Here is a 14,207-nt window from a genome sequence, read left to right on the forward strand (position 1 = left end):
CGTCCCCAGGAGGTCGAGAAGTTTGAGTCACAAGCGAATGCCCAAGCGCAAGGCGGCGATAGCGGTGGGCGGTGTCGCGGCGCTCGGAGCGGCGGCCCTTCTGCTGCCCAACGCCAACGCGTCCCAGGACAAGAACCAGGCGTCCGGAGCCACCGGCACGGCGAAGACGCTGAAGGCCACACAGGCGTCCAACCTCGCCGCCCAACTGCAGAAGGTCCTCGGTGACGCCGTCGCCGGGTCTTACTTCGACAGCGGCAAGCAGCAACTCGTCGTCAACGTGGTCAGCGGCGACAACAACGTGATCGCGCAGGTGAAGAAGGCGGGCGCGGTCGCGCGCCAGGTGAACAACAGCACCCGCGAGCTCAAGGCCGCCGCCACGACGCTGAAGACCAAGGCGACGATCCCCGGGACGTCCTGGGCCGTGGACCCGCGCACGAACAAGATCCTCGTCACCGCCGACTCCACCGTCACCGGCGCCAAGTGGAACAGACTGCAGTCGACCGTGCAGAGCCTCGGCTCCGGCATGGCAACGCTGCAGAAGTCCGCCGGCACCTTCAAGACCTTCGTCGCGGGCGGCGACGCCATCTTCGCCCAGACCCAGCAGGGCGGCGTCCGCTGCTCCCTCGGCTTCAACGTCACCGCCTCCGACGGCAGCCCCGCCTTCCTGACGGCCGGTCACTGCGGAGTCGCCGCCAAGGACTGGTCCGACTCACAGAACGGCCAACCCGTCGCCACCGTGGACCAGGCCAAGTTCCCCGGCAACGACTTCTCGCTCGTCAAGTACAACGACAAGACCACTCAGACGTCCAGCACGGTCAACGCCGGCAACGGCCAGACCGTGCAGATCACCCAGGCCGCCGACGCCACCGTCGGCGAGACAGTGTTCCGCATGGGCTCCACCACCGGCCTGCACAACGGCCAGGTCACCGGCCTCGACGCCACCGTCAACTTCGCGAGCGAGACCGTCCCGGGCGGCACCGACACCGTCAACGGCCTCATCCAGACCAACGTCTGCGCCGAGCCCGGCGACAGCGGCGGCTCCCTGTTCACGCAGGACGGCGGCGCCGTCGGCCTCACCTCCGGCGGCAGCGGCGACTGCACCAGCGGCGGCGAGACCTTCTTCCAGCCGGTCACCGCAGCCCTGCAGGCCACCGGCGCGACCCTCGGCAACGGCGCAGGCGCCGCCGGCGGCGCGGGTGACCAGTCCGGTTCCGCCGCCCCGTCGGCCTCGGCGGGTGACCAGTCCGGTTCCGCCGCCCCGTCGGCCTCGGCGGGCGGCCAGTCCGGCGCGGGTGACCAGTCCGGCTCCGCGAACCCGTCGGCCTCGGCGAGTGACCCGGCCGGCGCGGGCGGCGACCAGAGCGGCGGCTCGGCCGCCCCGTCCGCCTCGGCCGGCGACCCGTCCGGGAACGGCGCCGGCTCCGGCGACCAGTCCGGCAACGGCTCTGCGAACGACGGCTCGTCGTTGACCAGTACGCGCTGAGCGCTGCCCTTTCGGGGCGCTGCCCACCCCCATCGCCCCGCCGGCCTCACCCACGGTTCCGGCCGGCGGGGGAACGGTCCGGCCCTCCGGCGGGAGGGCCGGACCGTCATGCGCCGCCGCACGCGCGCAGCAACAGCACCGCCACGTCGTCCGCCCGCTCCCGCGCGGCCGCGCCGTGCCGGACCACCTCGTCCGCCAGCTTCTCCAGCGGCTGGTCGCCGGCCTGCGACAGCAGTTCGCCGAGGACGACCAGCGCGTCCTCGATGTCGGTATCGGGCGTCTCCACCAGGCCGTCGGTGTACAGGACGAGCACCGAGCCGGGCGCGAGGGACACCTCGGTCGTCGGATACACCGCGTCCGGGTCGATCCCGAGCAGCGGGCCCCCGGCCAGGTCCAGCACCCGCACCCGTCCGTCCGGCCGTCTGAGCAGCGGCGGCGGATGCCCGGCCCGCGCCATCACGGCCTGCCCGCGTGCCGGGTCCAGCCGCATATACAGGCAGCTGGCGAACAGCTCGGTGCCGAGGTCGACCAGCAGCCGGTTCGTGCTGCTCATGACCTCGTGCGGGGCCTGCCCGACCGTGGTGTACGCCCGCACCCCGGTGCGGATCTGCCCCATCAGGGCCGCCGCGGTCACGTTGTGGCCCTGGACGTCCCCGATCACCGCGGCCGTGAGCGGCAGCGTCGGTACCAGGTCGTAGAAGTCGCCGCCGATCTCCATGCCGTGGGTGGCCGGCAGATAGCGGGCGGCCGCCTCGATGCCGGGCGGTGGCGCCAGCGAGTTCGGCAGGAGGGCCTGCTGCAGCCCGTGCGCGAGCCGGTGCTTGGCGTCGTAGAGCCGGGCCCGCTCCAGCGCCTGCGCGATCAGGCCGCCCAGGGACGTCAGTACGGCCCGCTCGTCGGCCGGGAAGACATGCGGCTCGGCATACGCGAGCACGCAGGTGCCCACCGGCCGCCCTGACGCGATCAGCGGCAGATACGCCCAGGCCGCGAAGCCGTCCGGGGTCTGGTGCCGGCCCGGATACAGCCGTTCCAGCTCCTCCTGGGATTCGAAGAACGCGGGCACCCCGCTGTTCAGCGCCTGGGTGCCCGGGGTCCGCTCGGTCAGCGGCAGCCCGTGGAACCGCTCCACGGTGTGCGGGTCCGGGTAGCCGCGATGTCCCAGCACGTGCAGCCGCCCGCCCTGCGAGCCGAGGATCATCGTCGCCTGGCTGCCGGCCGCCGGCGCCACCTCGTCCCAGACGAGTTGCACCACGTCCTGCACTCCTACCGCCTCGGTCAGCGCGCCCGCGAAGCTCAGTACCTGGGAGATCGTCACCAGCCGGGGCGGGGGCGGCACCGCCCGCGCCGGCCCGCGCGCCATCTCCGCCACCGCCCTGGCCCGGCTGATCCGCACGCTCAGCCCGGTCGTGCTCGGGTACATCCGGAACGACAGCCACTCGCCCGGCGGGCGCATCGCCACGAACGACGTCGCCTGCTGGCTCATCAGCGCCCCCCGGTAACGGTCCTCGTACATCGGGTCGTTCAGCCAGGGCACCGACGCCCACAGCGGCGTGCCCAGGATCTCCCCGGCCGGCCTGCCGAGCAGCTCGGCCGCGGCCGTGTTGACGAACGCGATCCGGCCGTGCAGATCCAGCGAGACCAGCCCGTACGGCAGTCGGGACACCATCCGTGTCGCCTCCACCGAGCCCAGCGTGTCCGCCACGGCCGTCATCGGCTCCGTCAGCACCTCCGCCCCGCGGTCGAGCGTCCCGTCCTCCCCCGCGGCCCGCTCCAGCCGCAGCGCCAGCCGCTCGCAGGCCGTCCACAGATGGTCCCGCTCCCAGTCGGACAGCTCCGGCGGGTGCGCCCCCGGAAAGGTCACGAACACCGCGCCGTACACCTGCCGCCCGGTCGCCACGGGCAGCGCGGCCAGCGCGAACGGGTACGGCAGCACCACCGCGATCCGCGGATAGCGGCGGACCATCTCCTCCTCGCCGCCCACCCACACCAGCCGCCGCTCGCGCACCGCGTCGGCGACCGGGATCGGTGCGGACCGTCCGACCCGCTCCCACGGCGCCGCGAACGCCCGGGGCATCCCCGCGTGCACCGCCAGCTCCAGGACCGGCTCGTCGGGCCTGAGCAGGTAGAGCCCGCCGGCGTGCGCGTGCACCTCCTGCATCATCGACACCAGCGCAAGCGACAGCACCGGATCGACAGCCGGTGTCCCCTCGGCCGCCGGTGGCGGTACCGGCCCATCGGACACGCCGACCACCTCCTCGTACGGCCGCGTCGCGCATCCTGGGCACAAGATTCCCTCGTGAGGGCGCGCCGCGCACGGCGAGCACTCCGGCCGCGCCCCCGGGGACCACCGGATAAAGCGCCTTCGGATACCCCGTCCGGCCGCAGCCAAGCCCCTGCAGCGGAAGCGCGGGCGGCGTACGGGCGCCTCGCGTGCGCCCCCGCGCACCCTGATGGCCAGATCTCCGCGCCCGCGAACGGTACCGGCCCCCAAGAATGGGCACGCGCCTTCCGCGCCCGGGCCACGGCACGGATCGTGACGGACCGCGCAGGGCACGAGGCGGCGGACCCCGACGGCACGGGCGGCGGCGACGAGGAACGGAAGAACGGGCCTACGACGACGATCCGAGGGGCGGACAGTGATCCGGGTACTTCTGGTGCAGGACGCGTGTCTGGTGCGATCGGTGCTGGCCGAATGGCTGCGGCGGGAACCCGGTCTCGACGTGGACGACACGCCGTGGCGGGGTGCCGTCGCGCGGGTGCGGTCCCTGGCGCCGGACGTGTGCGCGGCGGACATGGACTGTGCCGACGGCCACGGCGTGCCGCCGCTCGGCGAGCTGTGCCCGCCCGGCACCGGCGGCAGACCGCCGGCGCTGGTGGTGCTGGCCCAGGCGGACCGGCCGGGCCTGCTGAAGCGGGCCGCCGAGGCGGGCGCGCTCGGCTTCGTGGACAAGGCGGGCTCACCGGACCGGCTGGTGCGCGCGATCCGGTCCGTCGCCAAGAGGGAACGTTTCGTCGATGACTCGCTGGGCTTCGGTTTCCTCAAGGCGGCCCAGATGCCGCTGACCCGACGCGAACTGAGCGTGCTGTCCCTGGCGGCCGGGGGCGCGTCCATCGCGGAGATCGCCGGCAGCCTGCATCTGTCCCACGGGACGGTCCGCAACTACATGGCGTCGATCACCCGTAAGACCGGGGCGCGGAACCGGGTCGACGCCATTCGGATTTCACGTGGGGAGGGGTGGGTGTGAGGGGCGGGTCCGGCCGGCGGGGCAGCGGCGCCGGGCCCGTCCAGCGGCCGGCCAGGTCCCGGTACAGCGCCGAGGTGCTGAGCAGCTCCGCGTGGGTGCCGCAGGCGGTGCGCGCGCCGTCCATGACGAGGATCCGGTCGGCGCGGCGGGCGGAGCTGATCCGGTGGGCGACGACGACCAGCGTGCCGCCCGGGCGTGCCGCGAAGGCCCGCTCGGCGCGTGCCTCGGCCGCCGGGTCGAGATGGCAGGTCGCCTCGTCCAGCAGGGCCAGCGGGGCGGGGGAGAGGTAGGCGCGGACGAGGGCGATGAGCTGGCGCTCCCCAGCGGAGAGCTCCGCTGGTTCGACGGGGGTTTCGGGTCCGCCCAGTCGTCTCAGCAGGGGGGTCAGACCGACTGCGTCGGCGGCGGCGAGGAGTTCGGGCTCGGGCACCCGGTCCGAGCGGTGGAGGGTCAGGTTCTCGGCGAGGGTGCCGGTGTGGACGTAGGCCTCCTGCGGGATGAGGACGGGTGGGGAGGACCGGATGGTGCCGTGCTGTGGGGTGAGCAGGCCGGCGATGAGTGCGGTGAGCGTTGACTTGCCGATGCCGCTGGGGCCTACGACGGCCAGGTGGGCGCCGGTGGGGAGGGTGAGGTCGAGGTCGTCGAGGACGGGTTCGCCGGCTTGGCCGTAGGCGAAGGTGACGGAGCTCAGGGACAGGGCGGTGCTGTGTGCGCCTGATGAAGGGGGGAGTGCAGGCGTCGGGCGGGGGCGGGTTGCGTGGGGCTGGTCGCCCCCTGCGGCGGAGCCGCTGAGGAACACGGCCCCGCGCCCCTCAGGGCGGTGGACGGTCAGTCGGCGAAGGACCACTGTGAGCCGTGAACCGCTCGTGCCCAGGCCATGGACCAGGTGGTGCAGGGCCGGGAGCAGGGACTGGGTGACGTAGGCGAGCGCGCCCACCAGGGCGCCTGGGGTGACGCCGTGGCCGAGCAGCCAGGGGGCCGTGAGCAGGAGCAGTACCGCGGGGAGTTCGCCGCCCACCGTCAGGGCGGCCACGCGGGCCACGCTCCAGCGGGACAGGGCGCGGGCGGCCCGGAGTTCCGCGTCGGTGCGCTCGGCGAGGGTGGCGGCGACCCGTTCCTCGGCGCCGGCCGCCGTGACGTCCCGCAGTCCAGGGCAGACGGCGCCCAGCGCCTGCGCCAGCGCCTCGTCGGCGGCGAGGAAGGCCTCCTGACGGCGGGCCAGCGGCCCCAGCGTCACGGCGAACAGGGCCACCCCGGCGAGCAACGGGGGCAGGACCACCGCCAGCAGCAGCGGGGCCAGCGAGAACAGGCCGATCAGGGCGCCGGCGGCGGTGAAGAGGAACGAACGCGACACCATCACCACCCCGGCGAGCGTGTCCCGGGCCAGCTCCACCTGCTGGGTGAGCCCGGACAGCGCACCCGGGTCCGCCTCCCGCACCCCGCGCGCGACCACCGTCGTGACCAGCCGGTCCCGGGCCGGTTCGACCAGCGCCGCGACCACGCCGTACACCCGCCCGGTCCCGTACGCCCCGGCGCACACGGCGAGCCCCGCGGCCCCCAGCCACAGCAGGCCGGCCCGCGCGTTCCCGGCCAGGAACCCGGCGTCCAGCGCCCGGGCGAGGGCGTAGCCGACGAGGAAAGTCTGCCCGGCCTCCAGCACGGACCACGCGCCGAGCCGGACCAGCACCGGCCATCGTGCCCGCAGAAACCGGGATGCCTGGCTGCGCACACGCGCCGGGTCGGCTTCGGCCGGCCCGCGCATCCGGTTGCCGTGCACCCCAGGCGGGCGGTCCTCGTCACGCACGTCCGTCACCTCCCGTTCCCGGCAGTCACCGGGTCGCCGACCGTCGGGTACGTCCGTCGGCCCGCCCCGGCTTTCATCAGCCCCGTGCCTCCGTGCCGGTCTCGTCCCGGAACTCGCCCTCGCCGGCCCCGAACACCGCCCGGTACTCCGCCTCCCGCCACAGCTCCCGGTGTGTCCCGATCGCCCTGACCCGGCCGGCGTCCAGCCAGGCGACCCGGTCCGCGCGGGCCGCCGTCGACGCGCGGTGGGCGATCAGCAGACGGGTGCGGCCCGGGTCGGGGGCCAGCAGGGTCCGGGTGATGCGGTGTTCGGTGACCGTGTCGAGGCTGGACAGGGCGTCGTCCAGGATGAGCAGGCGGCCGCCGTGGGCGAAGGCGCGGGCGAGGCCCAGGCGTTGGGACTCACCGCCCGAGTGCGGGGCGTCGGCGAGGCGGGTGGCGTAGCCGTCGGGGAGGCGCCGTACGAAGTCGTCGGCGTGCGCGCGCCGGGCGGCGCAGCGGACGGCGGCCGGAGTGGCGGCCGTGAGCCCGAAGGCGATCGTGTCCTCGACGGTCGTGCCCAGCAGAGCGGGGCGCTCGAAGGCGTAGGCGACGGCGCGGCGCAGCTCGCCGTGGGCGAGGCCGGACAGCGGAACGCCGTCGAGCAGGACCTCGCCCGTGTCGGGGTCGGCGAGCCGGCCGGCCACCTCGGCGAGCAGGGACTTGCCGGCGCCGGAGCGGCCGACGACCGCCAGGGTGCTGCCGCCCGGGACGGTCAGGTCGACGCCGTCCAGGACCGTTCGTCCGCCCCGGCGCGCGGTCACCGCCCGCAGCTCCAGCCGCCCGTTGCCCGGCGGCAGGCGGCGGGTGCCGTGTCCGGGCGCGGGCTCGGCGCGCACCTCGGCGAGCCGGCCGGTCGCCGCGCGGGCCCGCGCGAGCGCGGCCAGTTGCCCGGCCAGCGCGCCGACGCCCGTGGCGAGCACGGCGTACCGGGAGGCGGCCAGCAGCTCGCCCACCGACAGGCGATGCCGGGCCAGCAGCAGCCCGGCCACCGCCAGCACACCCAGGTTCAGCAGCGGCGCCACGGTGACGGCCCGGGCGGCGGCCCGCCCCTGCACCTGCCACATGCGGTGTCCGGCGCGCGACAGTTCCGGCAGGGGTGCCAGGATCCGGGCCGTCTCACGCTCCTCGGCGCCCGCGGCCCGGATCGTACGGAAACCGCCGACCGCCTCCGCCAGCGCGACGGCGATCCGGCCCTGCACCCGCTGGTAGTCGGCCACGCACGCCGATGTGTCCCGCGCGAAGGCGCGCAGCAGCAGGGCCAGGACCGGTGCCCCGGCGAGGAACACGGCGGCCGGCCACGGGTCGATGAGGCCGAGGGCCACCACGCCCCCGACGGGCCCGGCGAGCGAGGCGAGCAGCGCGGCCAGCGCGCCCGGCGCGGTTCCGGCCTGCGCGGCGTTGCCGACCAGCCGCGCCACCAGATCCCCGGCACCGAATCGGGCCGTCGCGCGCGGGCCGAGCGCCAGGACATGCCCGGTGAGCTGCCGGCGCAGCCATGCGGTGGCGTGCGCGTCGGCGGTGCCGGTGAGCACCCCCGCGCAGCCGTCCAGCAGGGCGAGCAGCAGAACGACCCCGGCGCAGCAGCCGAGCCAGCGGGCCGCCGGGGCGCGGGCCAGCAGCAGGTCCAGGGTGTGGCCGAGCAGGGCGGGCAGCAGCAGGCCCGCCGCGGTGGCGGTGGTGCTCACTGCGCACAGCACGGCACAGCGCGCGCCGCCCTGCCGCAACACCGCGCGTGACAGGGCACGGCCGGCCGCGGAAGTGGCGCTGCGGGTGCGGGAGTTCATGGGCTGCGGCCTCGCTGGGATCGGACGGCAACGGGAGGGCTCCCGGACGGAGAGGCTCCGGACGGCCCCTCCCGCAGGGGAGGGCGCCGTCCGGAGCCGTGGGCTCACCGGCCCGGTCAGAGGCAGAGCAGAACGCTCGCCGCGGAGACACAGGAGAGCAGGCTCGCGGTGCTCGCGCCGGTGTGGGTGTGCTCCTCGGACTCGAGGGTCTGCAGGTCGAGCAGTGCCATGGCGTTGTCCTTTCCCTGAATCGGGGACGGGGTTGTGTCACGGCTCCGTCGGTGCGGAGCCGCGTGTGCGGGCCGCCGGTGGCGGCGGAAGGAAGGGCAGGTGCGCGGTGCCGGCGTCGTCGCGGGCCGCGGCGAGCGCGAGCAGGCAGCCCGCCGTGCCGGTGGCGAGGTCCATGGAGAGGCGCATCATCTGGTGCCCGGGGAAGGCCAGTTGGCCCTGGTAGTCCATCGCGAACCAGCCCAGCCCCGCGACCTGCTGCTCCAGCCGCTCGCGGCCGGCGCCCGGCGCGGTGCTGCGGGCCAGGTGCAGGATCATTCCGGCACGGCCCTGGAAGAGGCCGGGCTGGGCGTAGAAGCGGGAGGTGGCGGCGGTGAGGATGCCGGACCGGGCGCGCTCGAACTCCGCGCTGTCGGCGTGGGCCAGGAAGTCGTCCAGGACCAGGCCGATCCCCGCACTGCCGTCGCCGAGGTAGGGCAGCGTCCGCCAGCCCTCGTCCACCTCAAGACCGCCGCCCGCCTCCTGGGTCACACAGCAGTCCAGGTCGCGGCGGAGCGCCTCGCCCGCCGCGCCCAGGTAGCCCTCCTCGCCGGTCTCCTCGTACCGCCTGAGGAGGAACAGCGCGGGCCCGCTCGCACCGCGCAACAGCCCGGCGCGCCGGCGCGGGCCGTGCGGGACCGGTTCGGCGAGGCGTCGTACGAGGATCTCGGCGGCCTCCGCTGCGTGTTGCCGTAAGGCCGGCTCGCCCGTCGTGTCCGCGAGCCGGCCGAGGACCAGGCCGAGCCCGGCGAGTCCGCCGTGCAGGTCGGAGGCGAGGCTGCGCCAGTTCTCCCGCAGGATGCCGTCCAGCAGGTCCAACGCCCGCTGCCGGTGGCCGAGTTCGTCGAGGACGAGGGCGACGCCCGCGAGACCGTCGTACAGGCCGAGCGGGGTGCCGGGCGGCGGCGGGGCGGTGTGGTGCAGCAGCCAGCGCTCGCCCTCGTCGTACCGGCCGGCCCCGGATGCCCGGAGGGCGTACAGCACCCCGGCCGCGCCGTGTGCGAGACCGAGGCCGCCGCCGTCCGCGAACTGGGCGATGTCGCCGGGGAAGAGCCGGTCGTCGCGTTCCGGGGTGGCGGAGGCGAGGATCGCCTTCACCATCGAGTCCCGGCTGTAGGGCCAGTCGCCGGGCACCACCGGGGGCCGGTACGAACTGTGCGCCGTGCTCCGGGTGATCTCCGCGACCGCCTCGTCCAGGAAGGTGCGCGGCACGTCCGGGAACTGCTCGGCGATCACCTCGGCGAGATGCGTCGCCTTGCCGCGGTCCACCACGAACAGCGTGGTCACCGGCAGGAACAGGGCGAGCCGCAGACACGCCAGCGCATAGCGGTCGACGTCCGTGCCGCGGCGGTCCGGCGGGGCGAAGAAACCGGGGTGGGCGACGGTCTGCCGGGCGTTCTCCTCGGCTGGGGCGGCGGCCTCGAAGTCGATGAGACACACCGACTGTTCGTCGTCGGCCACCATGATGTTGAAGACATGCAGGTCGTTGAAGACCAGCCCGCGCGCGTGCACGGCTGCCACCGCCCGCTCCACCGCCGCGTTGATCCGCAGCGCCCACGCCGTGTACGCGGCGACCGCGGCCGGGTCGGGGTCGGGCGTGAGCAGCGGATGCCGCTCGGCGAAGAAGGAGTTGAGCGTGCGGCCCGCCAGCTGGTCCATGACCAGGAACCGGTGCTCGCCGAGCGTGAACCAGTCCCGCACCTCGGGCACCACACCGGTCCCGGCGACCCGCTCCAGCGCCGCCCTCTCCCGCTCCAGCCGGGTCACCGCGTCCGCGCCGTCGGCGGCGAGGCCCGCGTGCGGCCGGGCCTCCTTCAGCACCACCCGGCGCCCGTCCCGCGTGTCGGTGCCGGCGTACACCCCGCCGCCGTTGGAGAAGTGCAGCGCCTTCTCGATGCGGTACGGCAGCTCGCCGACCGTCGTGGTGTTGCGGGCGTCGAGATGCGGCCGCAGGAACTCCGGCAGGCTCACCCACTCGGGCACCTGGAAGGACGGCGCCCGCCGGTCCGGCACCATCCGGCCCGTGCCGTCGGTCACCGCCGGGACCAGGGAGCCGCGCTCGTCGACGACGTACCGGCGGGCGAAGGCGCCGTAGCGGACGTAGAGCGGACCGTCGTACCAGCGCAGGTCGGTGAGGATGTACGGCCCCTCGAAACCCTCCAGCAGCGCGCCCAGCTCCCGCAGCGTCCGGTGCAGCTGCTCTTCGTCCGCCGGGTAGACCGTGACGAACTTGCCGCTGGTGTCGCGGCCCGCGTACTTGGCGTTGCGCAGGTGCAGCAGGTGCGGGCCCGGCACGAACTTGAACGGGATGCGGCGCGGCACGCAGTAGTCCCACACCAGGGCCGCGATCCGTTCCGCGTTCGCGGCCGTCGCCGAGGAGTGGATCTTCCAGCCCTGCGCCGGAGACGGCAGCGGCGCGCGGTCCGCGCCGAGCGGGGTCAGCGTCAGCCAGTCGCCGGAGCGCGCCGCGTGCCAGCCCTCCGGGACGGTGCGACGCGCCGTCGCGAACAGCGGCGCCGGCTCACCGGCCGCTCCTGGGAGCCGGTCGGGCGTGTCGTAGAAATGCCCGTCGGCGAGCGCGTACACCTCGTACCGCTTGTCCATGCGCCTCCCGCCCCTCGTCGTGTGACCGCAACCGACACTCGCAGGAGTCGGGTGGTCGCCGACAGTCACGTCTGTCACGAGGTCCCCATGCGGAACTCATGGGTCAAGATGTGTTCGGCGGCTTTCGAGCGAACGGGCCCGTCATGGCACCCGAGCCTTCACAGGGGCTGCGCGGAAGCCCCACACGCGCTGTAATGGCGAACGTGGTGAGGAGCGAGGGCGCTGCGATCAGCAGAACGAGAACGGAGCGTGCCGAAGCCGCCCTGGACACGCTCACCGCGGCACCCGCCACGCCCGACCGGCTCCGGAGGGTCCTCGAACAGGCGCTGGTGTTCGCCGGGGCGGCCTTCGCCGGGGTCTACACGCCCGGCGACGACCCTGCCCAGCTGCTCCTCGTCGAGTCGGCGGGCCTGCCGCGCACCCTGTACGGGGTCCGCGACGGCTATGCGGCCGCCGGCGGCTCCCCGGTCGCCGAGGCCCACCGCGCCGGACACCCGCTCTGGCTCGGCCCCGAGCAGCTCGCCGGCTGCCCCGAGGCACGGCGCACCCCGTCCGCGGACTTCTCCGTGGCCGTACTGCCGCTCGGCCCGGAGGGCGGCGGCTGTCTGCTGGCCGTCAGCGAACACGCCGGCGGCTTCGGCACCGACGACCGCGCCTGCCTGGAACTGGTCGCCCGCGCGATCGCCCCGCCCAGCCCGTCCGCGCCCGCAGAGGAGGGCGGCGAGCTGCCGCCGGACGCCTTCAGCCTCGCCATGGACAGCGGCCGGATCGAGGTCGGCGACGAGATCCTGCGGCTGTTCGGGCTCGCCCGGGACGCCTTCGACGGCCGCGTCGAGACCCTGCTGGCGCTCACCGTCCCCGAGGACCTGCCCGCGCTGATGTCCGTCGTCGAGGCCGACCACATGTCCATCGGCGACCGTGAGCTGGAGTTCCGCATCCTGCAGCCCTCCGGCCCGCCCAAGTGGCTGCGGCTGCGCGGCCGGCAGCTGCCCGCCGGCGAGGGCCGCTCCGCCCGGCTCGTCGGCACCGTCGCCGACGCCTCGACCCTGCGCTCCGACGTCACCGACGTGGCCCGGGTCCAGCGGCTGGCCGCCTCCCTCGCCACCGCCACCACCGTCAAGGACGTCGGCAACGCCGTCGTCGCCGCGCTGCGCGCGCCGCTGAAGGCCGACCGGCTCGCGCTCGCCGAACTGGAGAACGACCGGCTCGTCGTCACCGTCCTCGACCCGCCCGAGCCCGAGTCCTGGCCCGAGGTGTGGCGCACCGAATGGCGCACCGAGTGGCCCGACGCGCCGGTGCGCGCCATGCCCACCCTGGCCGCCTCGCTGCGCGAGGGCCGCTCCCGGATCTGGCCCGCCGGCAGTCCGCTGGAGACCGCGCTCGCCGAGGTCGGCCCCGGGGGCCTCGCGGTGCTGCCGCTGCCCGCCGGCGGCCGCATGGCCGGCGCCTGCCTGATCGGCTGGGACCGCCCGCACCACTTCAGCCCCGACGAACGGGCCCTGCTCACCGCCTGCGCGGGCCTGGCCGGCCAGGCCCTGCTGCGCGCCCACGCCTTCGACGCCGAGCACGAACTCGTCGGCATGCTCCAGCGCACCCTGCTGCCGCGCCGGCTGCCCCGGTTGCCCGGCGCGGTCGCCGTCGCCCGGTATCTGCCCACCACCGCCGGACTGGAGGTCGGCGGAGACTGGTACGACGTGATCCCGCTGGCGGACAACCACGTGGCCCTCGTCATCGGTGACGTCCAGGGCCACAACGCGGGCGCCGCCACGCTGATGGGCCAGATGCGCACCGCGCTGCGCGCCTACGCGGCCGAGGGGCACACGCCCGACGTGGTCGTCGCGCACGCCAACCGCCTCCTCCTGGACATGGAGACCGATCTGTTCGCCACCTGCGCCTACGTCGACGTCGACATGGAACAGGGCACCGCCTGGTGCGTACGCGCCGGGCATCTCCAGCCCGTGCTGCGGCACCCGGACGGCACCGCCGAGATCATGCGGGCCGAGGGCGGGCCGCCGCTGGGCGTGCTGGCGCAGGCCGACTTCCCGATGACCCCGCTGCGGCTGCTGCCCGGCACGGTGATCGCGCTGACCACCGACGGCCTGGTGGAGGCGCCGGGCACCGACATCGACGCCGGCATGGACCGGCTCGCCGCCCAGCTGGCCGCCGCCGATCCCGAGCACCTCGGGCTGGTCGCCGACGCGCTGCTCGGCGGCGCCCACCGCGGCGACGACGTCGCCCTGCTGCTGATGCGCTACGACGGCCTGGCCGTGCGCCCGCTGCGGGAGAGCTGGACGGTGTGGCGGGTGCCGGAGGCGGTCCGGCACGCCCGCCGCTTCACCCGGCGCACCCTGCGTACCTGGGGCGTCTCGCAGGACACGCTGGACACGGCCCTGCTGGTGGTCTCCGAACTCGTCACCAACGCCCTCGTGCACACCGACGGGCAGGTCCGCCTCGACATGAGCCTGATCAACCACCGGCTGCGGCTCGCCGTCGCCGACGCCTCCCCGCGCAGCCCCGTCAAGCCCACCAGCATCGGCTGGGAGGCCACCGGCGGCCGGGGCATCCTCCTGGTGGAGGCGGTGTCGGCGGCCTGGGGCACGGTCCCGGTCAGCGGCGGCAAACAGGTGTGGGCGGACCTGGTCCCCAGGGACTGACCGTCACGGCGGGGTTTGTTTGGCCGCGGTCGCCGGCTGCCTGTTGCCGTGGGCTGACTGCTGTCTCTTGGCTGACCGCGACCGTCCGCCATCCTTACCCGCGGCTGACCGCCGACCGTCCCTGCCGTCCCCCGCGCTCCGTCGCGTCGGCCCCCGTCCCTGCCGTCCCCTGCGCTCCGTCGCGTCGGCCCCCGTCCCCGCCGTCCCCCGCGCCCCGCCCGTCGGCTGACCGTAGGCCCCCGCGTCCGCCGTCCTCCAGGCACCGCCCGGGCGCCCCGCCCCGTCGGCTGAACCGACACCCCCGGTGGTGCCCCTCGTCGCTGAC

Annotated in this window: 8 protein-coding genes; 3 read left to right on the forward strand and 5 right to left on the reverse strand. The window is 75.0% G+C overall.

Features of this window, described 5'->3' with window-relative positions; translation table 11 throughout:
• The first annotated feature begins 37 nt into the window (after positions 1-37).
• Positions 38-1,483, forward strand: a complete 1,446-nt coding sequence (locus ACFYOH_RS14480) for a S1 family peptidase (protein ID WP_388625954.1) — start codon at positions 38-40, stop codon at positions 1,481-1,483.
• 106 nt (positions 1,484-1,589) lie between these two features.
• On the opposite strand, the gene ACFYOH_RS14485 is transcribed toward ACFYOH_RS14480, so the two are convergent.
• On the reverse strand, positions 1,590-3,734 hold the full coding sequence (locus ACFYOH_RS14485) for a SpoIIE family protein phosphatase (RefSeq protein WP_388625955.1): 2,145 nt from the start codon (positions 3,732-3,734) through the stop codon (positions 1,590-1,592).
• Positions 3,735-4,119: 385 nt separating this feature from the next.
• Between ACFYOH_RS14485 and ACFYOH_RS14490 the strand changes: the two genes are divergently transcribed.
• Positions 4,120-4,728: a LuxR C-terminal-related transcriptional regulator gene (locus ACFYOH_RS14490; protein ID WP_388625388.1), complete on the forward strand. Its 609-nt coding sequence runs from the start codon at positions 4,120-4,122 to the stop codon at positions 4,726-4,728.
• Here the strand turns inward: ACFYOH_RS14490 and ACFYOH_RS14495 are convergent.
• From ACFYOH_RS14495 to lanKC, 4 genes are all read right to left on the reverse strand, one after another.
• Positions 4,658-6,490 carry an ATP-binding cassette domain-containing protein gene (locus ACFYOH_RS14495; RefSeq protein ID WP_388625957.1) on the reverse strand — a complete coding sequence of 611 codons (1,833 nt, stop codon included), beginning with the start codon at positions 6,488-6,490 and terminating at the stop codon, positions 4,658-4,660. The genes ACFYOH_RS14490 and ACFYOH_RS14495 overlap by 71 nt on opposite strands.
• 118 nt (positions 6,491-6,608) lie before the next feature.
• On the reverse strand, positions 6,609-8,357 hold the full coding sequence (locus tag ACFYOH_RS14500) for an ABC transporter ATP-binding protein (RefSeq protein WP_388625390.1): 1,749 nt from the start codon (positions 8,355-8,357) through the stop codon (positions 6,609-6,611).
• A gap of 116 nt (positions 8,358-8,473) precedes the next feature.
• Positions 8,474-8,587 carry a SapB/AmfS family lanthipeptide gene (locus ACFYOH_RS14505; RefSeq protein WP_055704589.1) on the reverse strand — a complete coding sequence of 38 codons (114 nt, stop codon included), beginning with the start codon at positions 8,585-8,587 and terminating at the stop codon, positions 8,474-8,476.
• Between the two features lie 37 nt (positions 8,588-8,624).
• Positions 8,625-11,228, reverse strand: a complete 2,604-nt coding sequence (lanKC, locus tag ACFYOH_RS14510) for a class III lanthionine synthetase LanKC (protein WP_388625392.1) — start codon at positions 11,226-11,228, stop codon at positions 8,625-8,627.
• A gap of 194 nt (positions 11,229-11,422) precedes the next feature.
• On the opposite strand from lanKC, the gene ACFYOH_RS14515 reads away from it, so the two are divergent.
• On the forward strand, positions 11,423-13,882 hold the full coding sequence (locus tag ACFYOH_RS14515) for a SpoIIE family protein phosphatase (protein WP_388625395.1): 2,460 nt from the start codon (positions 11,423-11,425) through the stop codon (positions 13,880-13,882).
• Positions 13,883-14,207: the final 325 nt, after the last annotated feature.

The sequence above is a fragment of the Streptomyces sp. NPDC007856 genome, assembly GCF_042868225.1.
In the GTDB taxonomy this organism is placed as follows: Bacteria; Actinomycetota; Actinomycetes; order Streptomycetales; family Streptomycetaceae; genus Streptomyces.